This is a genomic window from Rhizobium rosettiformans (genome assembly GCF_016806065.1).
Classification (GTDB): domain Bacteria; phylum Pseudomonadota; class Alphaproteobacteria; order Rhizobiales; family Rhizobiaceae; genus Allorhizobium.
In genome coordinates this window covers 3,047,426-3,072,580 of sequence record NZ_CP032405.1, presented here as the reverse complement: position 1 = coordinate 3,072,580, position 25,155 = coordinate 3,047,426, and the positions used below count along the sequence as shown (strand labels likewise).

At 61.3% G+C, this 25,155-nt stretch carries 26 protein-coding genes and 1 tRNA gene; 13 read left to right on the top strand and 14 right to left on the bottom strand.

What is annotated here, in order from left to right; all coding sequences use genetic code 11:
- Position 1 precedes the first annotated feature (1 nt).
- From rpsI to D4A92_RS14975, 4 genes are all read left to right on the top strand, one after another.
- Positions 2-466, top strand: coding sequence for a 30S ribosomal protein S9 (gene rpsI, locus D4A92_RS14990; RefSeq protein WP_203014864.1), 465 nt, complete (start codon positions 2-4; stop codon positions 464-466).
- A 148-nt stretch (positions 467-614) separates the two neighbouring features.
- Positions 615-1,568 carry an agmatinase gene (speB, locus tag D4A92_RS14985; protein ID WP_203014853.1) on the top strand — a complete coding sequence of 318 codons (954 nt, stop codon included), beginning with the start codon at positions 615-617 and terminating at the stop codon, positions 1,566-1,568.
- A gap of 68 nt (positions 1,569-1,636) precedes the next feature.
- Complete coding sequence (gene argC / locus D4A92_RS14980; RefSeq protein WP_203014844.1) at positions 1,637-2,569, top strand: N-acetyl-gamma-glutamyl-phosphate reductase; 933 nt, start codon at positions 1,637-1,639, stop codon at positions 2,567-2,569.
- Between the two features lie 136 nt (positions 2,570-2,705).
- Positions 2,706-3,530, top strand: a complete 825-nt coding sequence (locus D4A92_RS14975; RefSeq protein ID WP_203014841.1) for a DODA-type extradiol aromatic ring-opening family dioxygenase — start codon at positions 2,706-2,708, stop codon at positions 3,528-3,530.
- Positions 3,531-3,536: 6 nt separating this feature from the next.
- Here D4A92_RS14975 and D4A92_RS14970 read toward each other — a convergent pair whose 3' ends face one another.
- Positions 3,537-4,640 (bottom strand): COX15/CtaA family protein, encoded by a 1,104-nt coding sequence (locus tag D4A92_RS14970; RefSeq protein ID WP_203014839.1) that lies wholly within the window; start codon positions 4,638-4,640, stop codon positions 3,537-3,539.
- 116 nt (positions 4,641-4,756) lie between these two features.
- Here D4A92_RS14970 and D4A92_RS14965 point away from each other — a divergent pair, with 116 nt between their 5' ends.
- Both D4A92_RS14965 and D4A92_RS14960 read left to right on the top strand, forming a co-directional pair.
- Complete coding sequence (locus D4A92_RS14965; RefSeq protein ID WP_006727534.1) at positions 4,757-4,984, top strand: DUF2842 domain-containing protein; 228 nt, start codon at positions 4,757-4,759, stop codon at positions 4,982-4,984.
- 115 nt (positions 4,985-5,099) lie between these two features.
- On the top strand, positions 5,100-6,362 hold the full coding sequence (locus D4A92_RS14960; protein WP_203014837.1) for a GNAT family N-acetyltransferase: 1,263 nt from the start codon (positions 5,100-5,102) through the stop codon (positions 6,360-6,362).
- Between the two features lie 27 nt (positions 6,363-6,389).
- Here D4A92_RS14960 and D4A92_RS14955 read toward each other — a convergent pair whose 3' ends face one another.
- On the bottom strand, positions 6,390-8,582 hold the full coding sequence (locus D4A92_RS14955) for a GumC family protein (protein WP_203014834.1): 2,193 nt from the start codon (positions 8,580-8,582) through the stop codon (positions 6,390-6,392).
- A 189-nt stretch (positions 8,583-8,771) separates the two neighbouring features.
- Here D4A92_RS14955 and D4A92_RS14950 point away from each other — a divergent pair, with 189 nt between their 5' ends.
- The 6 genes from D4A92_RS14950 to D4A92_RS14925 all read left to right on the top strand — a co-directional run bounded on the left by D4A92_RS14950 (position 8,772) and on the right by D4A92_RS14925 (position 13,966).
- The gene (locus tag D4A92_RS14950; protein ID WP_371418475.1) at positions 8,772-9,341 is read left to right on the top strand and encodes a polysaccharide biosynthesis/export family protein; all 570 of its coding nucleotides are present in this window, start codon (positions 8,772-8,774) and stop codon (positions 9,339-9,341) included.
- Positions 9,342-9,344: 3 nt separating this feature from the next.
- The gene (locus D4A92_RS14945; RefSeq protein ID WP_203014832.1) at positions 9,345-10,487 is read left to right on the top strand and encodes a glycosyltransferase family 4 protein; all 1,143 of its coding nucleotides are present in this window, start codon (positions 9,345-9,347) and stop codon (positions 10,485-10,487) included.
- A 109-nt stretch (positions 10,488-10,596) separates the two neighbouring features.
- A complete protein-coding gene (locus D4A92_RS14940) occupies positions 10,597-12,153 on the top strand; it encodes an undecaprenyl-phosphate glucose phosphotransferase (protein ID WP_203014830.1) in 1,557 nt (518 codons plus the stop codon).
- Positions 12,150-13,382: an O-antigen ligase family protein gene (locus D4A92_RS14935; protein ID WP_203014826.1), complete on the top strand. Its 1,233-nt coding sequence runs from the start codon at positions 12,150-12,152 to the stop codon at positions 13,380-13,382. The genes D4A92_RS14940 and D4A92_RS14935 overlap by 4 nt, the downstream gene beginning before the upstream one ends.
- A 99-nt stretch (positions 13,383-13,481) precedes the next feature.
- Positions 13,482-13,739, top strand: coding sequence for a hypothetical protein (locus D4A92_RS14930; RefSeq protein WP_236759317.1), 258 nt, complete (start codon positions 13,482-13,484; stop codon positions 13,737-13,739).
- A 77-nt stretch (positions 13,740-13,816) separates the two neighbouring features.
- Entirely contained in the window at positions 13,817-13,966 is a 150-nt protein-coding gene (locus D4A92_RS14925) for a hypothetical protein (RefSeq protein ID WP_203014824.1), read from the top strand.
- A 17-nt stretch (positions 13,967-13,983) separates the two neighbouring features.
- Here the strand turns inward: D4A92_RS14925 and D4A92_RS14920 are convergent, their stop codons facing one another.
- From D4A92_RS14920 to D4A92_RS14880, 9 genes are all read right to left on the bottom strand, one after another.
- On the bottom strand, positions 13,984-15,006 hold the full coding sequence (locus D4A92_RS14920) for an extracellular catalytic domain type 1 short-chain-length polyhydroxyalkanoate depolymerase (RefSeq protein WP_203014822.1): 1,023 nt from the start codon (positions 15,004-15,006) through the stop codon (positions 13,984-13,986).
- A 204-nt stretch (positions 15,007-15,210) separates the two neighbouring features.
- Positions 15,211-15,287: transfer RNA gene (locus D4A92_RS14915), tRNA-Pro, on the bottom strand.
- A 121-nt stretch (positions 15,288-15,408) separates the two neighbouring features.
- A complete protein-coding gene (locus D4A92_RS14910) occupies positions 15,409-15,819 on the bottom strand; it encodes a hypothetical protein (protein WP_203014801.1) in 411 nt (136 codons plus the stop codon).
- A gap of 80 nt (positions 15,820-15,899) precedes the next feature.
- Entirely contained in the window at positions 15,900-16,433 is a 534-nt protein-coding gene (locus tag D4A92_RS14905; protein ID WP_203019979.1) for a MerR family transcriptional regulator, read from the bottom strand.
- Between the two features lie 126 nt (positions 16,434-16,559).
- Positions 16,560-16,898, bottom strand: coding sequence for an integration host factor subunit alpha (locus D4A92_RS14900; protein WP_054150580.1), 339 nt, complete (start codon positions 16,896-16,898; stop codon positions 16,560-16,562).
- A 108-nt stretch (positions 16,899-17,006) separates the two neighbouring features.
- Positions 17,007-17,978 (bottom strand): beta-ketoacyl-ACP synthase III, encoded by a 972-nt coding sequence (locus D4A92_RS14895; protein WP_203014798.1) that lies wholly within the window; start codon positions 17,976-17,978, stop codon positions 17,007-17,009.
- Positions 17,979-17,994: 16 nt separating this feature from the next.
- Entirely contained in the window at positions 17,995-19,041 is a 1,047-nt protein-coding gene (plsX, locus tag D4A92_RS14890) for a phosphate acyltransferase PlsX (protein WP_203014796.1), read from the bottom strand.
- A 101-nt stretch (positions 19,042-19,142) separates the two neighbouring features.
- Complete coding sequence (locus tag D4A92_RS14885) at positions 19,143-19,703, bottom strand: YceD family protein (protein WP_203014794.1); 561 nt, start codon at positions 19,701-19,703, stop codon at positions 19,143-19,145.
- A 60-nt stretch (positions 19,704-19,763) separates the two neighbouring features.
- Positions 19,764-20,303: a ubiquinol-cytochrome C chaperone family protein gene (locus D4A92_RS14880; protein ID WP_203019978.1), complete on the bottom strand. Its 540-nt coding sequence runs from the start codon at positions 20,301-20,303 to the stop codon at positions 19,764-19,766.
- A gap of 256 nt (positions 20,304-20,559) precedes the next feature.
- On the opposite strand from D4A92_RS14880, the gene D4A92_RS14875 reads away from it, so the two are divergent.
- Positions 20,560-21,048, top strand: coding sequence for an outer membrane protein assembly factor BamE (locus D4A92_RS14875; protein WP_006727516.1), 489 nt, complete (start codon positions 20,560-20,562; stop codon positions 21,046-21,048).
- A 97-nt stretch (positions 21,049-21,145) separates the two neighbouring features.
- Here the strand turns inward: D4A92_RS14875 and D4A92_RS14870 are convergent, their stop codons facing one another.
- The 3 genes from D4A92_RS14870 to nusB form a co-directional block, all read right to left on the bottom strand.
- Complete coding sequence (locus D4A92_RS14870) at positions 21,146-23,284, bottom strand: sodium-translocating pyrophosphatase (RefSeq protein WP_203014792.1); 2,139 nt, start codon at positions 23,282-23,284, stop codon at positions 21,146-21,148.
- Positions 23,285-23,438: 154 nt separating this feature from the next.
- Positions 23,439-24,665 carry an MFS transporter gene (locus D4A92_RS14865; protein WP_203014790.1) on the bottom strand — a complete coding sequence of 409 codons (1,227 nt, stop codon included), beginning with the start codon at positions 24,663-24,665 and terminating at the stop codon, positions 23,439-23,441.
- Between the two features lie 10 nt (positions 24,666-24,675).
- Positions 24,676-25,155 carry a transcription antitermination factor NusB gene (nusB, locus tag D4A92_RS14860; protein ID WP_006727513.1) on the bottom strand — a complete coding sequence of 160 codons (480 nt, stop codon included), beginning with the start codon at positions 25,153-25,155 and terminating at the stop codon, positions 24,676-24,678.

The following is a 25,155-nucleotide window of genomic DNA, read 5'->3' as shown; positions in this document are numbered from 1 at the left end:
TATGGCCGATCTTTCTTCCCTGAAGGACCTTGCCCCGGCACAGGACGCAGCTCCGGCTCACGTCCGCAAGGTCGACTCCCTGGGTCGCTCCTACGCCACCGGCAAGCGCAAGAACGCTGTTGCCCGCGTATGGGTCAAGCCGGGCACCGGCAAGATCACCATCAACGGCCGCGAGTTCCGCACCTACTTCGCACGTCCGGTCCTGCAGATGGTTCTGCAGCAGCCGATCGTCGCAGTTGCCCGTGACGGCCAGTTCGACATCATCGCAACCGTTCACGGCGGCGGTCTCTCCGGCCAGGCCGGTGCCGTTCGTCACGGTCTCTCGAAGGCCCTCACCTACTTCGAGCCGGGCCTGCGCTCGGTCCTGAAGAAGGGTGGCTTCCTGACCCGCGACAGCCGCGTCGTCGAGCGTAAGAAGTACGGCAAGGCGAAGGCCCGTCGTTCGTTCCAGTTCTCCAAGCGTTAATCGCTGGACAACCGGAAACGGAAATCAAGGCGGGGCTTCGGCTCCGCCTTTTTTCATGGCCGAAGGGCAAGGCTTTCGCGAGCCGGTGCGATTGCGCTTCCCCTGCCGGCTAGCTAGGTTGCCGCCGAAGATTTGCCGGGAGACAAAGATGGCCAGCAAGACAATCGACAACGCCTTTACCGCCAAGGCCCTGCGTGGCGCCGCGACCGACCCGACCTATGCGGGCGTGCTCTCCTTCATGCGTCGTAAGTATTCCAAGGACGTCAGCGACGTCGATGCGGTCGTGCTCGGCATTCCCTTCGATGCCGCCGTCTCCAACCGGCCCGGCGCCCGTTTCGGACCACAAGCAATCCGGCGCGCATCCGCCATCTTCGACAACGACCCGCAATATCCCTTCGCCCGCGATCTCTTCGAGCAGATGGCTGTCATCGACTATGGCGACGTGCTGCTCGACTATGGCAATCACCAGAACACCCCTGCCCTGATCGAGCAGGAGGCCGCGAAGATCATTGCCTCCGGCGCCTATCTGCTCGGTCTTGGCGGCGACCACTTCGTCACCTGGCCGCTTCTGAAAGCCCATGCAGCGAAGCACGGGCCGCTGGCGCTGGTGCATTTCGATGCGCATCAGGACACCTGGGACGATGACGGTCAGCGGATCGACCATGGTTCCTTCGTCTGCCGGGCCGTGCGCGAAGGCGTGATCGATCCGACGAAGTCGATCCAGATCGGTATCCGCACAGAAGCGCCCGAAGATTTCGGCATCAAGATCATCCCCGGCTACGAGGTCGAGGATATGGGCGTGCAGGCGATCGCCGACGCGATCCTTTCGCATGTTGGCACGGCCCCCACCTATCTGACCTTCGACATCGACTGCCTCGACCCGGCCTATGCGCCGGGTACGGGCACACCGGTCGCGGGCGGCCCCTCCTCGGCGAAGATGCTGTCGGTCCTGCGCAAGCTCGGGGCCCTCGACATCCGGGGCTCTGACATCGTCGAGGTGGCGCCCGCCTATGACCATGCCGATATCACCGCAATTGCCGGTGCGACGGTTGCAATGTATATGCTGGGCCTGCGCGCCGAGAAGCTTGCGACACGCGCCTGACACATTGATTCAACACACTCACAATCAGATTCCGCATTCTCATCCAAACCTCTGACAGGATTAGACAAATGGCAGCGAAGATCTTCATCGACGGCGAACATGGCACAACGGGTCTGCAGATCCGCACGCGCCTGGCCGATCGCCGTGATCTTGAACTGCTGTCGATCCCGGAAGCGGAGCGGCGGAACGAGAAAATGCGCGAGGACATGCTGAACAGCGCCGACATCGCCATCCTCTGCCTGCCCGACGATGCGTCGAAGCAGGCCTATGAGATGACGGCAGCGAATAACAATGTCCGCCTGCTCGACGCCTCCACGGCATTTCGCGTGCACCCGGACTGGGCCTATGGTTTTGCCGAAATGGACAAGGCACAGAAGGCGAAGATCCAATCGGCGCGCTATGTGTCCAATCCTGGCTGCTATCCGACCGGTGCGATCGGCCTCATCCGGCCGCTGCGCGCTGCCGGCATCCTGCCCGACGGATATCCGGTCTCGGTCAATGCCGTCTCGGGCTATACCGGCGGCGGCAAGCAGATGATCGCGCAGATGGAGGATGTGAACCATCCCGAGCATCTGGCGGCAAACAACTTCCTCTATGGACTCACTCTGAAGCACAAGCATGTGCCGGAGATGCAGACCCATGGCCTGCTCGACCGGGCGCCGCTCTTTGCCCCCTCCGTCGGCCGCTTCGCCCAAGGCATGATCGTACAGGTGCCGCTCTTTCTCGACGATCTCGCCACCGGCACGACGGTGGACAGCATCCATGCGGCACTCGTCGCCCACTATGCGGGCCAGGATATCGTCAGTGTCGTTCCGCTGGCGGACAGTGCCAAGCTGCCGCGCGTCGATGCCGAAGAACTGGTCGGACAGGACACGATGAAGCTGTTCGTCTTCGGGACGCCCGGTGGCGCGCATGTCAATCTCGTGGCGCTGCTCGACAATCTCGGCAAGGGCGCGTCAGGAGCGGCTGTGCAGAACATGGACCTGATGCTGTCGGCTTAAATGACCTGTGTGCCGGCGAGGTCGACGCTCCGACCTCGCATCGCCTGCGTTCATGATTAGCGAACGAAATGTCGATCATCTGCCTGATTTTAGGTGACGACCAGGAGTGCTAGTGTCCTCGTGAAAGTGAGGTACCATGAGCAACCGTTTTCCCGTCTATTTCATCCCCCATGGCGGTGGGCCCTGGCCGTTCATGGAATTCCCGCGCGATGCCGAAGGCAAGGCGCCTTGGGACGATCTGCGGGCCTTCCTCGAAGGCCTCGATGCGGAAATCGGACGCCGGCCGAAAGCCATTCTCGTCGTTTCCGGCCATTGGGAGAAGGAACCGGTGCCGACGGTGAGCACGGCCATAAAACCCGGCATGCTCTTCGACTACTACAACTTTCCGCCGCATACCTATGAACTCTCCTACCCTGCTCCCGGTTCGCCTGAGCTTGCGGCCCGCGCCAGAGCATTGCTTGCGAATGCGGGTATCGAGAGCGCGGAGAACGACAGCCGTGGCTTCGACCACGGCGTGTTCATTCCCTTCATGCTCGTCTATCCGGATGCCGAAGTGCCGATCACCATGATCTCGCTCAAGAACACGCTGGATGTCGAAAGTCATGTGGCGATGGGCGAGGCGCTGGCCCCTCTGCGCGACGAGGACGTGCTGATCATCGCATCCGGCATGAGCTATCACAACATGCGGATGTTCCGGCAGGCGGAGCCTAGCCATGTGGAGCAGGCGATCCGTTTCGACGACTGGCTGACGGAAGCCGTTTCCGCCGAGGACAGCGCGCTGCGGGAAAAGCGGCTTTCGACCTGGGACCAGAACCCGGATGCGCTGGCCTGCCATGTACCAGACCACGACCACCTTGTGCCGCTCTTCGTGGCATCGGGTGCGGCAGGCTCCGATGCTGGACGGCAGGTCTTCCGGGGAGAATTCCTCGGAAAACCCTACTCCGCCTATCGCTTCGGCTAGTTCGGCTCAGTCGCGGATTTCCACCAGGACCGGCTTCGGGCGCTCGCCGTAGAATGCGCGCAGATGGGCAACCGCAAAGGCAAGGACCACCAGCGCCATGCCCTGGTGGGTGACGCCTGCATGCAGCGGCACCTGCGTGACGAGCGTGACGATACCGATCACCGCTTGGATGCTGATGAGGACGAAGAGGACCACGCTGCGGCGTGCGTGGGTGGTCTCTGCCGCCCCGCGAAGGCATTGGATCATGTGCCACAGCGCAGCACCCCAAAGAATATAGGCGCCAATGCGGTGAATATATTGCACCGTCTTCGGATTCTCGAAGATGTTGATCCAGGCCGGCGTCTGAAGGAAGAGCCCCTCGGGCACCCAGGCACCGTCCATCAGTGGCCAGGTGTTGTAGGTGAAACCGGCATCGAGCCCCGCAACGAGCGCGCCGAGATAGATCTGAACAAAGGTCATGATCAGCAGAACGCCCGCGAAAAGACGGCTCCTCTCAGTCGGCGCCGCATCGTGCGTATGCGGGTAAAGGCTGCGATAGATCCAGACGCAGCTGGCGAAGATGAAGCAGGCCATCATCAGATGCACGGCCAGACGATACTGGCTGACGTCAGTCCGCTCGCTCAGGCCCGAGGAGACCATCCACCAGCCGATGAAGCCTTGGAGACCGCCGAGCGCCAGGAGACCGACGAGAGGCGCGCGCAGGCTCGGCTCGATCTTGCCGCGGATCCAGAAATAGGCGAGCGGCAGTGCAAAGATGACCCCAATCAACCGGGCGAGCAGACGATGCGCCCATTCCCACCAGAAGATGAACTTGAACTCATCAAGGCTCATGCCCTTGTTGATCTGCTGGTACTGCGGGATCTGCCGGTAGAGTTCGAGCTCTTCCTCCCACTCTGCGGCGGTGAGCGGCGGAATGACGCCATGGATCGGTTTCCACTGCGTGATCGAAAGCCCAGAGTCGGTCAGGCGCGTTGCGCCGCCCACCAGGACGAGACAGAAAAGTGCGAAAATCACGACGCCCAGCCAGATCCGGATCGCCTTTCGGTCGGCATCCACACGGGCTATATCTTTGCGCACCTGCAACTCGGTTCCGGTCAATACAGCTGTCATTCGTCAATCCTCTTTTCGCCCGTTGATTTGCATCAGTCAGGCGTGCAAAACAAGCCCGCCGGTTTGCGGCAAGCGGTCGCGTCACTGAAGGCGGCGACTTCGAGTAGGAAGAAGGCATGACACGGCGCCCGAAACTGAGATCCTTTGTCGGCACGATCCTGATCATCCTGATCGTGTCGATCTATGCGCTGCTCGCCACGACCATCGCAACAGCGACGCTCGCCACGGCTCCGTGGTGGGCCCATCTGCTTTACTTCCTGTTGACCGGACTGCTCTGGGTCATCCCCGCCATGCTGGTGATCAAGTGGATGGCTGGCCCCTTCAAGAAGAAGGACGCGGATTAACTCCGCCTTTACCCTCGCACGGTGTCGGACGATCCATATCCAAAGCCGATAACCGTTTGTTCGCAGTGTAAGCCTAATCTCCGGCGCGTCAGTGAAACGGGACGGGATAGGGTGCATGCGGGCCCAGATACGCCATGATGCAATGGCATTTGCCGAAGATCTGCCAGATGACGGCGCCACCGTAGAACGCAATCATGCGAGCCTCGACAGCCCGGCCGGACGGCTCTCGCTGAGGGTCCACCCGCGCATGGCGCCCGTCGAACGGGCATGGCGGCAGCTCGAGTCCGATCCGTGGAACTCTCTGCATCAAGGCTATGACTGGTGCCGCGCCTGGGTCGAGACCCATGGCCATCCGCTTGCCATCGTCGAAGGACGCCTGAACAACGAGATCGCCTTCCTGCTGCCGCTCGAAATCGAACGGCACTATCTCGTGCGCAATGCCCGCTTCATCGGATCCGCCTTCACGAACTTCAACAGCGGCCTGTTCAGCGCCAGCTTCCGGTCGATCGCGTCGACGCTTCCCGGCCCCGCGCTCGAAACACTGTTGGTCGAAGCCTTGCGTGACCACGCCGATCTACTCAGCTTGACGAACATCCCCTTCGACTGGCGTGGCGAGCGGCATCCGCTATCGGCTCTGCCGCATATCCGCAACCAGAACGCATCCTTCCAGCTGCCGCTGTGTGCGACCATGGAAGAGACGATAGCGCCGCTGAATGCCAAGAGCCGCCGCAAGAAGTATCGGGCGCAGGTGCGCAAGCTGGAAGCCGCAGGCGGATTCGACCATATCCGCCCGACCAAGCTTGCCGAGCAGCAAGCCCTGCTCGAACGCTTCTTTCAGCAGAAGGCCGCCCGGTTTGCCGTGGGCGGCTTGCCGAATGTCTTCCAGCCCGCGGAGACACAGGCCTTCTTTCGCATGCTTCTTGAATTCGATTCCGGCGGAAGCGACGTGCCGCTCGAACTGCATGCTATTCGCCTGAAGGGTGAGCATGACGGCAAGATCGCCGCGATCACCGGTCTCTCGCGTAAGGGCGACCACGTCATCTGCCAGTTTGGCTCGATCGACGACAGTCTGATGGCGGAGGCCAGCCCAGGCGAACTCCTGTTCTGGTTGGTCATCGAGCGCAGCGCCCTGAACGGTGCTGCCCTGTTCGACTTTGGCATTGGCGATCAGGACTACAAGCGGCGCTGGTGCTCCGTGCAAACCGTGCACCATGATGTCTTGCTGCCTCTGCGCCCTGCCGGTCACCTCGCGGCGATGATGCATCGCGGCCTCACCCGGATGAAAACCTTCATCAAGGGCAATCCGCATCTCTATACGCTCATCCAAAGGATCCGAGCCCAGGGCACGGCTGCGGCGATCGCCAAATCAGAGGATTGATCGTTCCCGGCCCGGGAACGGCCGATATCAGGCTGCCTCTCTCGCGTGGCGGCTTGGCGGCGTCTTCACCGAAAGCAGCGCGAGATCTGAGTAGCCGACATCCTCGAAGGCAACCATGATCTCGGCCAGCTCATCCGGCCTCGGATCGGGAGCCGAGAGGATGATCTCGTGGCGGCCATTGCGGCTGAGACGCGCAACGCCTTGTGCGTTGGCAGGACCGCATTCGACCAGCACCAGATCGTAGACGTCGGCAAGCGCGTCAACGATCATCGAAAGACGGTCGGCACCCCGCATGGCCTGGCGGATATCCGCATTGCCCTGGGGCACGATATCGGCCGTCGAGGAACGATCCGGATGGATGCAATCGGCAAAGGCCGCTTCGCCAGTCAACAGGTCGGTGATCCCCGGAAGGTCGCGCCACGACGCCATCAGACGCGTCGGGCAGGCCGATCCCGTCATATCGACGAGCACCATGCGCTTGCCGCGATCAGCCAGTTCGCGGGCGAGAGCGACTGTTCCGAGCGAACCATCGTCGCCGGACGGCGAGATTGCAAAGGCGATCCGCGTCTCCTGCTCCACGAGAAAGTTGGCGACAGACGCGATCGAGAATTCGTCGTGCTCCTCGGCTGTCTCAGCCGCCGGGATCTCGGCGGTGACGACCTGCTCCAGCTCCTCCACCAGATCGGCGTCCGGGGCAACGTTCAACAGGCTCGCGGGCGTATCGGTCGAACGATCGGGCTTGCCCGGATGGGGAGCGGTTTCCTGCCGAGGAAGTGCCTCTTCCTCACGACGGACGGCAACGGGGGCCACTGATCCCGTCGGACGCAATGCGCGACCGCTGAAAAGTTCGGCCAGCATCACGGCAACGGCCGCGAGGATCATGGTCGAGAGCGTGGCAACGATCGTGATCGGCAGGACCTTCGGGAAGTTCGGCTGCTGCGGCTCGATCGCGGTGGAGATCACGCGCGCGTCGGCAGGGCTCGAATCCTTGTCGAGGCGCGAGGACGCCTCGCGGTAGCGGGCCAGATAGGTTTCGAGCAGCTGACGCTGGGCCGTCGCCTCGCGCTCCAGCGACTTCAAGCCCACTTCGTCCTCGCCTGCACGGGCCGTGTCCGCCTTCAGTGTATTCAGCTGGGCTAGCAGCTGTGTTTCGCGTTCACGGGCAACGGCCGCTTCATTTTCCAGGCCAGCCGCTACCTTCAGGGATTCGGCCCGTACCTGCTCGCGGATACCCGAAAGTTGAGCGCGCAATGCCTTCATCTGGGGATGACCATCGAGGAGGCGCGTGGAGAGATCGGAATTCTGGGCGCGGAGTTGCGATTCGGCGGCCCTCAAGCGCTGGATCGATTCCGAGCGGGCAACCGCATCCAGCGTTTCGGTCGACCTTCCAGCTTTAATGCTGGCGCGCAGGTTCTCGGCGGTCGCTTCCGCATTTGCCCGTTCGCCACGCACTCGGGCAAGTTCTGTCGAGATATCGGAGAGCTGCTTGCTGCTGAACGAGCTCTGATCGGAGCCGAGCGACATCAGGCCCGCCGAGGAGCGATATTCAGCAACCTTCTGCTCGGCTTCGCGAACTTTCTCGCGCAGGTTGGCGATCTCTGTCTCTAGCCAGCGGACGGCGTCGGAATTGCTGTCGAGCTTGGCACCGCTCTGCAAGGAGCGGTAGACGTCCATCATGGTGTTCGGGACGGCTGCCGCGAGCTTCGGATCCTGCGATGTGAACTCGATCCCGATCACCCGCGACTTGTCGACCTGATAGACGGCGAGCTTTTCCTTGAAGGCGTTGATGACGCGCTCTTCGGGCGGAAGTTCCAGCGGGTTACTCTTCAGTCCAAAGAGCACGAGGAAGTCGGTGACGACGGAAGGGCTGGAGTCCGGATCGAATTCGGTGCGCTCATGCAGCTTGAGGTCCCGGGCCACCTGTTTGATCAGATCGACGGACTGAAGCAGTTGCACCTGGCTTGCGATATTCAGTTCATCGGGCAAGGGTTCGGCGGTCGAGGACGCGGTTCCCGATGCGGAGAAGTTCGGCTCCCGGGGCTCGATCAGAAGTTTTGCATCGCCCTTGTAGGTGGGCGAGATCGCATTGGCACCGATGAAGGCCAACACCCCGACAAGAGCGGTCGCGGCCAGGATCCTCCCCTTTCGCTCCCACACGGCGCGAAAGAGCTGGGCCAGGTCGATATCGACATCATGTTGATCGCGGTCCACACTCGGCATCACAGACTCCCGGAACATCTTGCCCGCGAAAGTAAAGGATCATGGTAACTCAAGGGTTAACCATGATGCTCCCAGTTTTGGCGACTGGATGAGCCAAGCTGCCTCCGGTCGTTTACCCGGCATTAACCCTAATCATTCGATAACAGGCCAACGAATATGGGTTCAGTGGGAGCGCAGCAGCGCATGGCGATGGTCGGCAAACAGGCGATGGTTTTGATCGCAAGCGTGGTCCTGTCGATCGGCGTATCGGGCTGCGCGAGCTATCGCCCTGCCCCGAAGGTCTTTCACGAGGCCACCATCCAGCCCTATCGGCTCGACAGCGGCGACCGTCTGCGCGTCACCGTTTTCGAACAACCGAGCCTCACAAACACCTACACCGTGGATCAGGCCGGCTACATCGCCTTCCCGCTCGTCGGTCAGGTCGCCGCACGCGGCGCGACCCTCACCCAGCTCGAAGGCGCGATCGCCCAGAAGCTCAAGCAGGGATATCTGCGGGATCCGGACGTCTCCATCGAAGTCGATCGTTACCGGTCCATCTTCGTCATGGGGCAGGTCGGGCAGCCGGGGCAATATGCCTATGTGCCGGGCATGACGATCCTCAACGCCATCGCCGTCTCCGGCGGCTTCAACAGCCGGGCCAATCAGCGGGATGTCGACGTGACCCGCAAGATCAACGGTCAGATCATCACCGGTCGCGTGCCGATTACCGACCCGATCCTCGCCGGAGACACCGTCTATGTTCGCGAACGGCTGTTCTGATCGATGGCCGAAGCCCCGTCGCTGCGCATCGTGCATTGCTTTCGGTCGCCGATCGGCGGGATCTTCCGCCATGTGCGCGATCTCGCGGAATTGCACAGCGCGGCCGGACACCAAGTCGGCATCCTCTGCGACAGTTCGACGGGCGGCGCCCATGAGGACCGGCTATTCGATCAGATCATGCCGTATCTTTCGCTCGGCGTTACACGCTTCCCGATCCGGCGGTCGGTCGGCTTGAAGGACATGGCAGCACTCGCCGAAGCGTATAAACTCATCAAGGAATTGCAGCCGGATATCCTGCATGGTCATGGCGCCAAGGGCGGCGTCATCGCGCGGTTGATCGGCTCACTGCTGCGGGTTCGAAGGTATCGCGTCGCCCGCCTCTATTCACCGCATGGCGGCAGCCTGCACTTCTCGCGGTCAAAGCCCTCAGGTCAGGCCGTCTTCATGGCCGAGCGCGTTCTGGAGCGGATGACGGAATCGATCTCCTTCGTCTGCGACTACGAGCGCCGGACCTATGAGACGAAGATCGGCCAACCGCATTGTCAGGCGACCCGGGTCTATAACGGCATCAGCGAGAGAGACTTCGGGCGTATCCCGGTCGAAGCCGAGGGCGTGGATTTCGCCTATATCGGGATGCTGCGGGATCTCAAGGGGCCGGATGTGTTCATCAATGCCTTTGCAGAAGCTGAACGACTGGTCGGTCGACCGTTGAGCGGCGTAATCGTGGGAGACGGCCCCGACTTCAACCGCTATCGCGGGATGGTCGAACAGAAAGGCCTCAGCCACCGGATTGGCTTCAAACCCGCCATGCCCATCGCCGAGGCCTTTGCGCTCTCCGACATCATCGTCGTGCCCTCGCGCGCCGAGGCCATGCCCTATATCGTCCTGGAGGCGCTGGCGGCGGAAAAGACGGTTATCGCCTCACGGGTCGGGGGCATTCCCGAAATCCTCGGCAATGACAGCGAGGCCCTTGTCGAGGCCGGCCGCGCAGATCTCTTCGGTGCCGTGATGGCCAGGGCGCTCACCGAACCGGACTGGTCGAGGCGAACCATGCCGAGCCCTGAGAGCTTCCGCTCTCGCTTTTCGGCAAGCGTGATGGCCAGAGACATCGAAGCGCTTTATCGGGCGCAACTCGCACGCATTTGACCGCGGCTTGCGCCGAAACAGCACAGATCACACCATTTCTGAGGGGATCCTAAAGCGTTTCTTAGGACCTTCGCCGTAGTCTTCCCGCACACACGTGCGAGATCCAGAGATGAACAAGGTCGACAAACCCGAGGCATTCGATCTTGACGCATTGCGTCGCGGTCAGACGGCCGGCGACGACCCCCTGCACAAGGTGGAAGGGGAGCGCAAGGCCGAAATCAGCGCGTTGGCACGCCAGATCGCGTCGCAATATGCGGTGGCCAACTATTCGCCGTCAATCGTGATTGGCCAGCTCCGGTTTCTGGAGTTCTTAAGTCTGTTCGGGATTGCGCTCGGCGTGAACTTCTTCGTCGCCGTCGATCCGGGCGCTCACTTCCTCGACACGAGCATCAGTGCCTTTGTCGGCTCGCTGCTGGCATTGCTCTTCATGCAGGCTACCGATTGTTACCACGTATCGATTCTGCGCTCGCCAATGGGCTCCATGGCGCGGGTGCTCGGAAGCTGGATGGCTTCCCTCGGTCTTGTCGCTCTGACGAACTTCCTGTTCATCGACTATGACCCCAATTACCGCAGCATACTGGCCGCATGGTTCGTACTCGGTGCGATTTATCTCCTGATCGAGCGCAATCTTATCGGGTTTGGCTTTCGCCGCTGGGGACGCAACGGCGTGATGGAGCGTCGTGCCGTGATCGTCGGCGGCGGCAAACCTGCCAAGGACCTGATCCGCGCTCTGGAACAGCAGCCGGAAAACGACATCCGGATCTGCGGTATCTTCGACGATCGTAACTCTGCACGCTCCCCGGACGTGGTTGCCGGTTACCCGAAGCTCGGGACCGTGGCGGAACTCGTCGAATTTGCGCGTCTCGCTCATATCGACATGCTGATCATCTCGCTGCCGCTCAGCGCAGAAGCCCGCATCATGCAGCTCCTCAAGATGCTCTGGGTTCTGCCGGTCGATATCCGCCTAGCCGCCCATTCCAACAATCTGCGTTTCCGGCCGCGCGCCTATTCGCATGTCGGCGCAGTCCCGCTTCTCGACATTCTCGACAAGCCGATCCGTGACTGGGATTCGGTTGCCAAGCGCGCCTTCGACATCTTCTTCAGCGTTCTCGCTCTCATATTGCTTTGGCCGGTGTTCATCGCCACGGCGATTGCGGTCAAGATGACATCCAAGGGACCGGTGTTCTTCGTGCAGAAGCGTCACGGCTTCAACAACGAGGTGATCAACGTCCTGAAATTCCGGTCGATGTATACGGAAATGAGCGACCCGACGGCGAAGAATGCCGTCACCAAGAACGACCCGCGCGTGACCCCGGTCGGCCGCTTCATCCGTAAAACGTCGATCGACGAACTGCCGCAGATCTTCAATGTACTGCGCGGGGATCTCTCGCTGGTCGGCCCGCGTCCCCATGCTGTCCTTGGCCAGACGCGCGACAAGACCTTCGGCGAGATCGTCGAGGGTTACTTCGCCCGGCACCGGGTCAAGCCCGGCGTCACCGGTTGGGCGCAGATCAACGGCTGGCGCGGCGAAATCGACACCGATGACAAGATCAAGTTCCGTACGGCCTACGACCTCTATTACATCGAGAACTGGTCTCTCTGGTTCGATCTGAAGATCCTGTTCCTGACGCCGCTCAGGCTACTCAATACCGAGAACGCCTATTGAGTGCCGTCGTCAATCAAGCAAGGCCCTTCAACCCGCAGGCAGCTGCCGTTCAGCTGATGATCTCCTGGATCATGGCATTCGGCGTCTTCCTGTCGGGCTTCGTCATATCCGAGCCTGCCCCTTACGAACTTCTGATGGTCGGCCAGGTCGCCCTCTGGTTTCTGTTCGGCCTCAAGATCTCGCGGGTCGTCGCCCCCCTGCTCGCGCTGTTGTTGATCTTCAACGTCGGAGGGCTTTTGGCACTGACCATGCTACGGACCATCCTGACGGAACAGGTGCTCTATGTTGCGGTGTCGATCTTCCTGGCGCTCACGGCCGTGTTCTATGCTGCGGTCATCGAGGACAGGCCGCAGCGGCTGAAACTGATTTTCCAGGCTTGGGTAGCCGCCGCCATCATCACGGGCATGCTCGGGATCCTCGGCTACTTCCACGCCTTTCCCGGGGCGGAGATGTTCACCCGCTATGACCGCGCCATGGGGGCCTTCCAGGACCCCAACGTTTTCGGTCCATTCCTTGTCGCGCCGACGCTCTACCTCATGCACGGGATGCTGAAAGGCCGGCTCCTGGAGTCACCGCTGCGAATCGTCGGCATCCTGATCCTTTCCTTGGCAGTTTTTCTGTCCTTCTCGCGCGCCGCCTGGGGACTGTTTCTCTTCTGCACCGTCGCCCTAATCTTCGTCATGCTCCTCAAGGAGCGTACCAATGCTTTCCGCCTGAAGATCCTGGTCCTGTCGCTTGCGGCGGTTGTCGCCATGGTCTTGGCGCTCTCGGTCGCACTGCAGTTCGAGAAGGTGCAAGCACTGTTCGAGACCCGGACCCAACTGGTGCAGGAATATGACGGCGGCCACCTGGGGCGCTTCGCCCGCCACCGTCTGGGTTTTGAACTGGCGATGGAGAGGCCACTCGGGATCGGGCCGATGATGTTCGGTCGGATCTTCCCGGAAGACGAGCACAATATCTGGCTGAAATCCCTGATGGCCTATGGCTGGATCGGCTTCGTCTCTTACGTGATGCTGATGATCTGGACCGTATCGATGGGCTTCCGCTACTTGCTGCGCGAGCGACCATGGCAACCCTATCTTATGGTCGCCTGGATTGTCCTTGTCGGCCATATCCTGATCGGCAACGTGATCGATACAGACCACTGGCGTCATTTCTATCTCGTGCTCGGCATCGTCTGGGGCTGCGGGGCTGCCGAATGGCGTCATCAGCGGGCCTTGCGGAACTGACGCAGATATTGCCGATTGAGGCCGCTGCATTGAATTATTGCCGGCGCACCCCATACTTTACTTATGATCACACCTGCTCAGATACGCGCCGCGCGCGCCATGCTCGACGTCACCATCGACCGACTGTCCCAGGAAAGCGGCGTGCCCGCGCTCCTGATTCTGCAGATCGAAGCCGGGAATGGCTATGATGCCACACCACAGCATTACGCGGCGCTGAAGACCGCGCTCACCGATATGGGCGTCGTCTTTCTGGAGGCGGGCGAAGGCGGCCAGGGTGCAGAAGGACTTCGTCTTGCCGCGCGCGGCGGTGACGACGGCATGCGCCCCGAAGAACTCACCGCCGCCAACGACGATTGAGTTTTTCCTATATGGCGATGGAACAATAACCGGCGCCCAGACTTTCCCTGTCCGACATCATCAGACAGGAGAATTTCATGAGCCGCAACAATGGCCTTTACCTCATCATCGGCGCTCTCGTCGTCGCCGTTTTCGGCCTTGGCATCTATGTCTACCAGGAAGAGCAGAAGCCTGACGGCGTGGAGCTCCGGATCGGCGAGAGCGGCGTCTCGATCGAGGAAAACTGAGCCGCCGCCTCAGCGGCTCACATTCGGCCTGGCCGAATGAAAGTTTTGTAGAACTGCTGGGGGGCGCCGATGGCGCCCTCAAGCATGTAGGCCTGGCGCTCAGAGCCGGCGCGTCGCGCGATGACGGGCAGGCCATGGTCCAGGGCATCAAGCAGGCGATACTCCACCAACCGTCTGCCATTCTCATCCTTCCAGACGATCATCGAGCCCTCGGGTCGGACTTCACTCTGTCCGGCGAGTTCATCAAGCCCGTGGAAATCGAGCCATTGGGCAAGCAGCGCCTCGCCATTGCCCGGCGACACCACCCGATCCGCCCTGCCCTGCCAGATCGCCACGGCCGGTTTCCGGCTGGACACGCCTCCTGCCGCACTCCGTGCCAGGTCGCCCCATTCCCGCCGTTGGCGGCGAGGACCGGACTTCATCACCGATAGCGCCGACATGGCGTCTCGCGCTGCGCCATAGGGGAGCCCTCCCACCACATGACCGGCGGCGAAGAGATGCGGATAGGTGACCAGGAGCGCATTGGCCATGGCACCGCCCGCCGACAGGCCCTGGATGAAGACCCTGCTTTCCGCGATCCCGTGACGCTCGATCGCGTGTTCGATCATCTGGCGGATCGACATCAGCTCACCACGGTCGCGCGCCACCATGCTCGGGCGGAACCAGTTGAAGCAGAGATTGTGGTTGTTCTCCTTGGTTTGCTCCGGATAGAGCAGCACGAATCCCCTGTCCCTCGCCATTCGGCTCCAGCCGCTGCCACGATCATACTGTTTTGCAGTCTGCAGACAGCCATGCAGCACCACTACGAGCGTGGCTGGGTCCCGGCGGGTGGACGGCACATATTCAAACATCCGCAGTCGTCCGGGATTGCTGCCGAAGGCATGCACCTGCACGAGGCCGGAACGCGGCGCACGGGGTTTTGAGACCTTCGGCGGCTCCGACACCCTGAGCTTGGGCATCGCCTTCTCCAGCCTGCGCTGCAGACGTTTCTGGCTGCGGAGCAGCGCAGAGAGCGGAGACATGGAGAACTTGAAGCGCATCGGATTTCGGCTCCCTTCGAACCTCTTCCCCATATAATGCTGCATTGCAGCAAACATAGGACAGAAACCAAAAGAAGCCCAGTCTATCGTCCGCATGCGATCGACTGCCGCCTGCAACGAAAAACGAAAAAAACCGGGCACCTTGCGGTACCCGGTCTCTCTAACCATGCGTCGAAATCAAGTGATTGATCCCTGAGCATAAAATGGTCGGAATGGCGGGATTCGAACCCACGACCCCTTGACCCCCAGTCAAGTGCGCTACCGGGCTGCGCTACATTCCGTCATCTGCCAATCGTGCTTTTTGGGTCACGCGTGACCCGCTCGACAGCCAGTTCCCTTTAGACAGTCAGTCATTTCTGCGCAAGGGGAAACTCCAGCGCGGAGGAAAAAATGCGAGGATGATCAGTTCAGACGCTGCATCAGCGCTCTAATTTCCTCGAAGCGCCGGCGTTCTTCGGGTTCTTCGCTATTGGCGGCGTAGCAGGTGCGGTCCATGCAGAAGCGGGTCACCTGCAACGGCTCGGCACCCGTTTCGAACTGGCACTCGATCTCGTCAGAAATGTCTTGGGGTTCGCTGTCCATCCGAGTGGAATAGGTAAGCCTTGCGCCCGGCGGATCGAGCTCCGGAAAGGCCTGGACCACGCCGACCTTCAGATCTTTGACCATGAGCATGTTTTCCGCCACGAAGATGCAGGCATCCTGCACGGTGGTCGGCCTGGGTTCGGCGGCATCAGACGACGGAGCCGCCTGCTGTGCCAGTACCGGGACAGCGAGCATGGAGAGAACTGGGAGTGTGATGAAGAGCCGTTTCATGGAGCCTCGCGCGGGTTGCGTGTCGGTCCTTCAACGTCTCAAGGCCTGACGGTGTTCCGTCCAATGGAACGAAGCGTCATTCAGCGCACCTGATCGAGCAGCCGCTTGCATTCGAGCAGGTCGAAGAGTGCCTCTTGCAGAAGCGCACGGTCTTCCTTGCCGATGGAGCCCTTGCCGACCGAAATTTCCAGTGCGTCATCATTGGCACCGCCACCGAAGCCGAAGAAGCGACCACTGGTGCGCACCTTGGGTCGGCCGACGACCTGGTCCTCGTCGAGATTGACCTTCGGCTCGTCGCTCTTAGAGGCATTGGCAGCAACAAGCGCTTCCATGGTGGCGACATCGCCGGTCGCGACCGCCATGACGAACTTGTTGCCATTGGTCTTCAGAAGCTTCTGCACGCCCTTGATCGTATACCCCTGATCGTAGAGCAGATGGCGGATACCCTTCAGCAGTTCGACATCATCAGGACGGTAGTAACGCCGTCCGCCGCCGCGCTTCAGGGGCTTGATCTGCGGAAAGCGAGTTTCCCAAAAACGCAGGACATGCTGCGGCAGGTCGAGGTCATCAGCGACTTCACTGATTGTGCGGAAAGCATCCGGGCTCTTGTCCAACTGCATCACAGCGCTCCTCGACGATCGCGCGGGCGCGCGACTCGGATCACATTTCAACGGGGTGAGGGCTGGTTTTCAAGCGCTCGATGACCGGCGGCACGATGCTCCACCGATTTTGGTCTTTTCTCAGGCGGCCGGGTTGACCGGCTTCTGCTTGGCCTTGCGGGCAATATGGGCCCGCAGGATGCGCTGCTTCAGCACATTCGACGCCTTGAAGGTCATGACACGACGCGGCGAGATCGGCACTTCCTCGCCGGTCTTCGGATTGCGGCCGATTCGCTCGTTCTTGCTGCGCACCTGGAAGGTGGCGAACGACGAAAGCTTCACGGATTCTCCACGCACGATGGCGTTGCAAATCTCGTCGATCACCGTTTCCACGAGTTCGGCGGATTCCGTCCGGGAAAGACCGACCTTGCGAAAGACTGATTCTGCCAAATCCGCACGCGTCACTGTCTTTCCGGCCATTGTTCTCGCCCGCCTAAATCAATGATCTTGTTGAATTGAGCAGAGACTATTGCCCTTGGCCGCAACGGTCAAGTGCTTGTCGATGCGCAATTTTTAGGGTTTCAAATGCTACCAGCGCACCAGCACGGCGCCCCAGGTGAAGCCGCCGCCCATGGCCTCGAGCATGACCAGATCACCCTGCTTGATCCGACCGTCGCCGGCCGCCGTCGCAAGGGCCAGCGGAATGGATGCCGCAGACGTATTTCCATGCTTGTCGACGGTGATCACGACCTTCTCGTCGGGGATGCCGAGCTTCTTCGCCGAGCCGTCGATGATGCGCTTGTTGGCCTGATGCGGGACCAGCCAGTCGATGTCGTCAGCCGTCGTGCCCGTCGCCGTGAACGCTGCCTCGATGACGTCGGTGATCATGCCAACGGCATGCTTGAAGACTTCGCGGCCTTCCATGCGCAGATGACCGACCGTGCCTGTGGTCGACGGGCCGCCGTCAACATAGAGCTTTTCACGATGGGTCCCGTCCGAGCGCAGATTCGACGTCAGAATGCCGCGATCCGTAACCGCCCCCTCGCCTTCGGCCGCCTCGAGCACCAGCGCACCAGCACCGTCGCCGAACAGAACGCAGGTCGTGCGGTCGGTCCAGTCTAGGATGCGGGAGAAGGTCTCGGCGCCGATGACCAGCACGCGCTTGGCCATGCCGCCGCGGATATACAGATCAGCCGTCGCCATGGCGTAGACGAAGCCGGAACAGACGGCCTGAACGTCGAAGGCGAAGCCGTGATGCATGCCGAGACGGTTCTGGATGTTGACGGCCGTCGCCGGGAAGGTGTTGTCGGGCGTCGAGGTGGCACAGATGATCAGGTCGATGTCGGCAGCCGTCAGACCTGCGCGATCCAGCGCCTCCTGCGCTGCCGCCGCACCCAGCGATGCCGTCGTCTCGCCTTCGCCAGCGATGTAGCGCTGCTTGATGCCGGTACGCTGAACAATCCACTCGTCGGAGGTTTCGACCAGGCTTTCGAGATCAGCATTGGTCATAACCCGTTTCGGGAGCGCTGCTCCGAAACCGCGAACTACAGAACGGATCATTGGAGTTTCCTACCTTTCACGCCGCTTCGGGGCCGGCCGGAGACGGGTGCCGCGCGTGATATTTTTTCAAGTCGTTTTCGATCTTCTGGGTGAGACCGTTCCGGGCCATGTCATAGCCCACATCGAGAGCCGCCGCAAAGCCCTCGGCATCGGTGCCGCCATGGCTTTTGATGACGATGCCGTTCAAGCCGAGGAAGACACCGCCATTGACCTTGCGCGGGTCCATCTTCTCACGAAGCCGATCGAAGGCGCCCTTTGCGAGAATATAGCCAAGCTTGGCCATCCAGGTGCGTGACATGGCCGAACGCAGATATTCGGCGATCTGCCTGGCTGTGCCTTCTGCTGTCTTGAGCGCGATGTTGCCGGTGAAGCCTTCGGTCACCACGACATCGACCGTGCCCTTGCCGAGGTCATCGCCTTCGACGAAACCGTAGTAGTCGATCGTGTCGAGTCCGGCCTCACGAATGAGACGCCCGGCTTCCTTGACCTCTTCCTGCCCCTTGATCTCTTCCACGCCGACATTGAGAAGACCGACCATGGGCTTCTCGATTTCGAAGAGCGCGCGCGCCATGGCACCACCCATGACGGCGAAGTCGAGCAATTGCTGCGCATCGGCACCGATGCCGGCACCGACATCGAGCACGATGCTTTCGCCCGACAACGTCGGCCAGATGGCGGCGATCGCCGGGCGCTCGATGGTCGCCATGGTGCGCAGGCAGAATTTCGCCATGGCCATAAGCGCGCCGGTATTGCCGGCCGAGACGACCACATCGGCCTGGCCGGACTTCACCGCCTCGATCGAGCGCCACATGCTGGAGACGTAGCGGCCGCGGCGAAGCGCCTGGCTCGGCTTCTCATCCATGGTGACGGAGATGTCGCAGTGGTGGAAGGTCGACCTTTCCTTCAGCTTTGGAAACTGCGCGAGTATCGGCAGGCAGCGTTCCTGCTGGCCGAAGAGAAGGAAGGTTACATCGGGATGACGCTCAAGTGCCTTGGCGGCTCCGGGGATGACGACCTCGGGACCGAAGTCTCCACCCATGACGTCGACAGAAATTCTGATCACTTAGACCTGACCCTTCTTCATCGCTGGTCAGCGATATTTTCGGCCAAAATAGCGCTTTTCATTCGGCACACAACCCACCCGCAGGTGCAGATGGGGGATGATCAATCCTTTTTCCAGTCTTTCAGGACCGCAAAGGGCGACGGCTTCTTGTCCTCTTCAACCTCGCTTTCGATGTGTCCGGAGAAGGCAACGCCTTCTTTCTTTGGATAGGGATCGATGTCGAGAGCGGCAAATTCGGCGACCAGCGCGCCGGCGTCGATGGTGTCACCGGTAAACTGCTCGGGAAGGTCGGGACCTTCGGGATCAAGCACCATTTCGCCGGCTCCATCGAGCACGATGCGGGCAAGCTTGGATCCCTCCGGCACAAAGATCTGGTCGATCTCCTGATCGATCGTGGAGACCACCGGTTCCAGGGTGACGACGCAGGCCTGCACAAGTTCGCCCGTGACATTCCCCTTGATGCGTACACCGTCCTTTTTCCAGCGGGCGATCTGCAGGTCGGCGGACAGGCGATTGACCGCCTCCACGTTCCAGAGGTCCGCAAGGCCCGCGCGCTCACGCTCGTCGGCTTCCACATGGACCTGTACCGGGTTGGCGGAGATATGGGCGACTTTCACCAGATAGGTGAACTCGCGAGGGTCCCTTGCATTGCTGCCTGTCATGTCGTCAATCCTTGTTCTACCGTCCGGTCCAACCTCTGCGCTCCAAGCGCTTGCCGCTGCTCAGGTTCCCGGGACGGCCAGGCGGGCCATGCCCGTCTCGATTTCGTTTTCATCCAGCGCCGCCAGCGCCTGCTCGGCTGCAAACATCCAGTCGGCCAGCGCCTGCATGGAGGGAGCCGCCTCGCCTTCTTCGGGATGAATGTTGCGCTTCAGCGCGGTCGCAAGCGCTTCGCGGTCGTTTTTATCCAGTGCCGCCGCGTAGGACTCCAGTCGACCATAATACATGCCGGCGAGCTTCTTCATGCGCTTCGGCACGCCGGGATCGCCGACACCCAATTCGCGGATGGAGTGATCGACATCCTCGAAGAAGGCATCGATGATGTTCTGAGCGATCTCCTGGCCGCTGCGCGGAGATTTCGCCGTGCGGCGGAAATAGAGAATCAACATGATTGTCAACATCTCGAACCGGCCGATCACGGTGTCCGGAACATTCATGTCGAGATAAAATGCCGGCGTGCGCGCAGCCGCCGTCAGCGCCCCATACTGGCGCTCGACGATCACTTGATTGTTTCTTTTCTGCCGAAAGAAGCCGAATACCATCCAATTCCACCAAAAAGAGCCGACCGAAGTGGTGAGCCCGGACGTGGTCGTGTTGCATGATTGCGAAAGCTGGTTTACCGAAGCAGGCGTGAATTGCAATGCCGATATCCGGCACGGATGCCGCATCTCGCGGCAGATTGACCGGCAAATCGGCAGCGCAGGCTTTGCGGCGGCTTTCCCCGGAAAGGCCACAATGCTATGCGCAGAAGCGATCCGGCACCGAAAGGCGCCATCGACAGTCATGGGAGACGTTTGAGTGGATATCAGGATTTTCAAGTCGGACAGGAAGCTCCTGAGCACGACCGCACTTGCTCTTGCCGTCACCATCGGCCTCTCCGCCTGCCAGACCTCAGAGGTCTTCCACAACGGTTATGTCGTTGACCAGGCAGCACTTGATCTGGTGCCGGTCGGCTCCAGCCGCGAACAGGTCCTTCTTTCGCTCGGCACGCCGTCGACCACGGCAACCTTCGACGGCGAGGTCTTCTACTACATCTCCCAGAAGCGTACCCGCCCGGTCGCCTTCATGAAGCAGCAACTTGTCGACCAGCAGATCCTCGCGATCTACTTCGACAAGGACGGCGTCGTCGCGCAGCGCGCGAACTACACCCTGCAGGACGGCAAGGTGTTCGATACGATCTCCCGCACGACGCCGACCGGCGGTCGCGATCTCACCTTCCTGCAGCAGCTGCTGGCCGGTGGTGGTGGCGCAGCCAACAGCGTCCGCAACATTCTGGGTGGCAACTAAGGCCATCCGCCAAGGGGGCTCTCCCCCTCAACCATCGAGACATGAAAAAAGACCGCGGAAGTTTCCTTCCGCGGTCTTTTTGTTTGGCCTCGTCGCCTCAGCCCGCGAGAACAGCGAGCAGCAGAAGTGCAACGATGTTGGTGATCTTGATTGCCGGATTGACGGCAGGGCCTGCAGTATCCTTGTAGGGATCACCGACCGTATCACCGGTGACGGAAGCCTTGTGCGCGTCAGAACCCTTCAGGTGCTTGACGCCATCCTTGTCGATGAAGCCGTCTTCGAAGCTCTTCTTCGCATTGTCCCAGGCGCCACCGCCCGAGGTCATGGAGATCGCGACGAAGAGGCCGTTGACGATGACGCCGAGCAGCGAGGCGCCGAGGGCGGCAAAGGCGGAAGCCTTGGAGCCGGAGATCAGGAGCACGCCGAAATAGACGACGAGTGGCGCCAGAACCGGCAGCAGCGAGGGGATGATCATTTCCTTGATCGCCGCGCGCGTCAGGATGTCGACCGCCCGGCCATAGTCAGGCTTTTCGGTCCCCTGCATGATGCCCGGCTTCTCGCGGAACTGCCGGCGGACTTCCTCAACGATCGATCCCGCCGCACGGCCGACGGCCGTCATGGCGATCCCGCCGAAGAGGTAGGGGATCAGACCGCCGAAGATCAGGCCGGCGACGACATAGGGATTCGAGAGATCAAAGGAGATAGGCCCCATATCGGAAAAGTAGGGGTACTGGGCGCTGTTGGCGGCAAAGTAAGCCAGGTCGTTGGAATAAGCTGCAAAGAGCACGAGCGCGCCGAGGCCGGCCGAGCCGATGGCATAACCCTTGGTGACGGCCTTGGTGGTGTTGCCGACGGCGTCGAGCGCGTCGGTCGACTTGCGCACTTCCGGCGGCAGATGCGACATTTCGGCGATACCGCCGGCATTGTCGGTCACCGGACCGAAGGCATCGAGGGCGACGATCATGCCGGCCAAACCAAGCATGGTCGTGACGGCGATCGCCGTGCCGAACAGGCCGGCGAGCTGGTAGGTCGAGATGATGCCGCCAACGATGACGATGGCGGGAAGTGCAGTCGACTCCAGCGAGACCGCCAGGCCCTGGATGACGTTGGTGCCGTGACCGGTGACCGAGGCCTGAGCGATCGAGTTGACCGGACGCTTGTTGGTGCCCGTGTAGTATTCGGTGATCACGACGATCAGCGCCGTTACCACGAGGCCGAGAATGCCGCAGATGAACAGGTTCATCCCGGTAATGTCGGTCCCGGCGACGGTGCCGATTGAACCCCAGCCGATGGTCAGAGAGGTTGCGATCGCGAGGCCAGCCACCGACAGGAGGCCGGTGACGATCAAGCCCTTGTAGAGCGCACCCATGATCGAGCCGCTGGTGCCGAGCTTGACGAAGAAGGTGCCGATGATCGAGGTGATGATGCAGGCGCCGCAGATGGCGAGCGGATAGATCATCGCAATATCGAGCACGGCCGAACCGGCAAAGAAGATCGCAGCCAGAACCATGGTGGCAACCACCGAGACCGCATAGGTCTCGAACAGGTCTGCCGCCATGCCGGCGCAGTCGCCGACGTTATCACCGACGTTATCGGCGATCGTTGCCGGGTTGCGCGGATCGTCTTCCGGAATGCCGGCTTCCACCTTGCCGACGAGGTCCCCACCGACGTCGGCGCCCTTGGTGAAGATACCGCCACCAAGACGGGCGAAGATCGAGATCAGCGAGGCGCCGAAGCCGAGCGCGACCAGCGCGTCGATGACAGCACGCGAGCCGCTTTCGTGGCCCAGGATTGCGGTCAGGATGTAGAAGTAGATCGAGACGCCGAGCAAAGCGAGGCCCGCGACCAGCATGCCGGTGATGGCGCCGGACTTGAACGCGATGTCGAGACCGGCCGCCAGACTGTGCGAAGCGGCCTGGGCGGTGCGCACGTTGGCGCGGACCGAGACATGCATGCCAATGAAGCCAGCAGCCCCCGACAAGACGGCACCGATCAGAAAGCCGATGGCAGCGGTGCCCGAGAGAAGAAGCCATGTAGCGACGAAGACGACGGCGCCGACGATCGCGATGGTCAGGTATTGCCGAGTGAGGTAGGCCTGAGCACCCTCGCGAATATAGCCTGCAATTTCCTGCATTCGGGCATTGCCCTGATCAGCGGCCAGAACCGAGCGCGTCGCCCAGACCGCATAGACCACCGACAGCAACCCGCATAAAATTACGCCTAGAAGAACCGTCATTCGCAATACCCTCCCGTATTGCCCGCGCCTCACTCATCGCGGGCCGTGACTCGCAGACTCAGGCCCCCTCCTCCGAGACCTCGTCAACGCGTGGCGAGATTGCGTCGCGCTTTTGGCGGCGTCAAGTACGCATATTTTGCAGTATCAAGGGAACTCAGGCGGCTTTGCGGGCGGCCGCGCGAAGCTGGAGAACGACCAGCAGGAGGCAGGTGATCGTGATCGGCCAGATCACCAGATTCATCACCGACCAACCGAAGGCGGTGAAGACCTTGCCCGAGGAGAAGGACGAAAGTGCTACGGTCGAGAACAGAATGATGTCGTGGAAACCCTGCACCTTGTCGGCCTCGGCCGGACGATAGCTCGAGGCGACAATGGCAGTCGCGCCGATGAAGCCGAAGTTCCAGCCGATGCCCAGCAGAACGAGCGCGCCCCAGAAATTCCAGAGCGCAATTCCCATATGGGCGACCACCGCGCAGGCCATGAGGATCAACAGGCCGCCCGCAACCACCTTTTCGGCACCGAAGCGGGTGATCAACATGCCGGTGAAGAAGCTCGGCGCAAACATGGCGATGACGTGCCATTGAATGCCCAGCGTCGCCAGGTCGGTCGAAAACCCGCAACCAATGACCATTGCGAGCGGCGCACCGGTCATCATGAAGGTCATCAGGGCATAGGAACTGATGCCGCAGATCATGCCAGTCATGAAGCGTTGGGTCATGACGATTTCGCGCAGCGGGCGCACGGGGCCTGAAGCTTCCGCCTTCTTGTCGGCAAGGCTCGGCAGCTTCAGGAAGAAGAGGACACCTATCGCGCAGAGCAGCAGAGGCACCATGCCGAGGAAGGCGCCGGCAAAGGTCACAGGTGCGAGCGCATCCTTGAACCAGATGGCGATCTGCGGTCCGGCAATGGCGGAGATGATACCGGCGGCGAGGATCCAGGAGATGGCCTTGCCCTTGTAGAAGCTCGGCGATGCGTCGGCGGCGGCGAAACGGATCTTCTGGGTGAAGCCCCCGGATATGCCCATCAGCAAAAGCGAGAAGGCAAAGAGCCAGAAGTTCGACTGGATGAGCGCGAAGGCGGCCAGTGCGCTGCCAAGCGCACCCATCAATGCTCCGACCATGAAGCTCTCGCGGCGGCCAAGAACGCGGGAGGCCGCTGCCACCACGATCGCGCCGACGGCCACGCCGATGTTAAAACCCGTCAGCGGCGCGGTCGACAGCGACTTGTCGGCGCCGAGCATCTGGAACCCGGCGAGACCACCGACGGCAAAGGCGAGCGGCGGTGCGGAACCGAGGATTGCCTGCGCTACGGCGAGCAGCCCGACGTTACGCTTGGCTGTCGAAAGTTGTCCGTCCAGCCCTGCCTCAGTCGCGATGCTCATCCGTCTGTTCCTACTTTTGCGCTGGAGCGCGAACCTGCTTTGCAATCCGGTCGAGAACGGCGTTGACCAGCTTCGGCTCGTCTTCGGTGAAGAAGGCCTGCGCGATCTCGACATATTCCGTTACGATGACCGCAATGGGTACATCCTTGCGCTCGATCAATTCGAAAGTGCCGGAACGCAGAATGGCGCGCACGGTGCTATCCATGCGCGACAAAGACCAGTCGTCCTGCAAGGCGCCACGGATCAACGGGTCGATCTTCGTCTGGTCGCGAACGACGCCCGCAACGATCGAGCGAAACCAAGAAGCGTCCGCTTTCAGATACGTCTCGCCGTCGACCTCCTGGCCGAGACGGTGCGCCTCGTATTCCGCCACGACCTCAAGCACGCCGGAACCGGCGATGTCCATCTGGTAGAGCGCCTGAACGGCCGCGAGGCGGGCGGCGCCGCGCTGGTTTGCCGGCTTTACCGGATGCTTGCCTTCGCCCGTCAT

Excerpts from the sequence above, each read along its gene's own strand:
- D4A92_RS14880 (WP_203019978.1), bottom strand. The coding sequence starts at position 20,303 with ATGGTATTCGGCTTCTTTCGGCAGAAAAGAAACAATCAAGTGATCGTC.
- D4A92_RS14945 (WP_203014832.1), top strand. The coding sequence starts at position 9,345 with ATGGCCGAAGCCCCGTCGCTGCGCATCGTGCATTGCTTTCGGTCGCCG.
- D4A92_RS14885 (WP_203014794.1), bottom strand. The coding sequence starts at position 19,703 with ATGACAGGCAGCAATGCAAGGGACCCTCGCGAGTTCACCTATCTGGTG.
- D4A92_RS14950 (WP_371418475.1), top strand. The coding sequence starts at position 8,772 with ATGGTCGGCAAACAGGCGATGGTTTTGATCGCAAGCGTGGTCCTGTCG.
- D4A92_RS14910 (WP_203014801.1), bottom strand. The coding sequence starts at position 15,819 with ATGAAACGGCTCTTCATCACACTCCCAGTTCTCTCCATGCTCGCTGTC.
- D4A92_RS14965 (WP_006727534.1), top strand. The coding sequence starts at position 4,757 with ATGACACGGCGCCCGAAACTGAGATCCTTTGTCGGCACGATCCTGATC.
- D4A92_RS14920 (WP_203014822.1), bottom strand. The coding sequence starts at position 15,006 with ATGCGCTTCAAGTTCTCCATGTCTCCGCTCTCTGCGCTGCTCCGCAGC.
- speB (WP_203014853.1), top strand. The coding sequence starts at position 615 with ATGGCCAGCAAGACAATCGACAACGCCTTTACCGCCAAGGCCCTGCGT.
- nusB (WP_006727513.1), bottom strand. The coding sequence starts at position 25,155 with ATGACGGGCGAAGGCAAGCATCCGGTAAAGCCGGCAAACCAGCGCGGC.
- rpsI (WP_203014864.1), top strand. The coding sequence starts at position 2 with ATGGCCGATCTTTCTTCCCTGAAGGACCTTGCCCCGGCACAGGACGCA.
- D4A92_RS14870 (WP_203014792.1), bottom strand. The coding sequence starts at position 23,284 with ATGACGGTTCTTCTAGGCGTAATTTTATGCGGGTTGCTGTCGGTGGTC.
- D4A92_RS14955 (WP_203014834.1), bottom strand. The coding sequence starts at position 8,582 with ATGCCGAGTGTGGACCGCGATCAACATGATGTCGATATCGACCTGGCC.
- D4A92_RS14960 (WP_203014837.1), top strand. The coding sequence starts at position 5,100 with ATGCGGGCCCAGATACGCCATGATGCAATGGCATTTGCCGAAGATCTG.
- argC (WP_203014844.1), top strand. The coding sequence starts at position 1,637 with ATGGCAGCGAAGATCTTCATCGACGGCGAACATGGCACAACGGGTCTG.
- D4A92_RS14930 (WP_236759317.1), top strand. The coding sequence starts at position 13,482 with ATGCTCGACGTCACCATCGACCGACTGTCCCAGGAAAGCGGCGTGCCC.
- D4A92_RS14925 (WP_203014824.1), top strand. The coding sequence starts at position 13,817 with ATGAGCCGCAACAATGGCCTTTACCTCATCATCGGCGCTCTCGTCGTC.
- D4A92_RS14970 (WP_203014839.1), bottom strand. The coding sequence starts at position 4,640 with ATGACAGCTGTATTGACCGGAACCGAGTTGCAGGTGCGCAAAGATATA.
- D4A92_RS14865 (WP_203014790.1), bottom strand. The coding sequence starts at position 24,665 with ATGAGCATCGCGACTGAGGCAGGGCTGGACGGACAACTTTCGACAGCC.
- D4A92_RS14895 (WP_203014798.1), bottom strand. The coding sequence starts at position 17,978 with ATGATCCGTTCTGTAGTTCGCGGTTTCGGAGCAGCGCTCCCGAAACGG.
- D4A92_RS14940 (WP_203014830.1), top strand. The coding sequence starts at position 10,597 with ATGAACAAGGTCGACAAACCCGAGGCATTCGATCTTGACGCATTGCGT.
- D4A92_RS14900 (WP_054150580.1), bottom strand. The coding sequence starts at position 16,898 with ATGGCCGGAAAGACAGTGACGCGTGCGGATTTGGCAGAATCAGTCTTT.
- D4A92_RS14975 (WP_203014841.1), top strand. The coding sequence starts at position 2,706 with ATGAGCAACCGTTTTCCCGTCTATTTCATCCCCCATGGCGGTGGGCCC.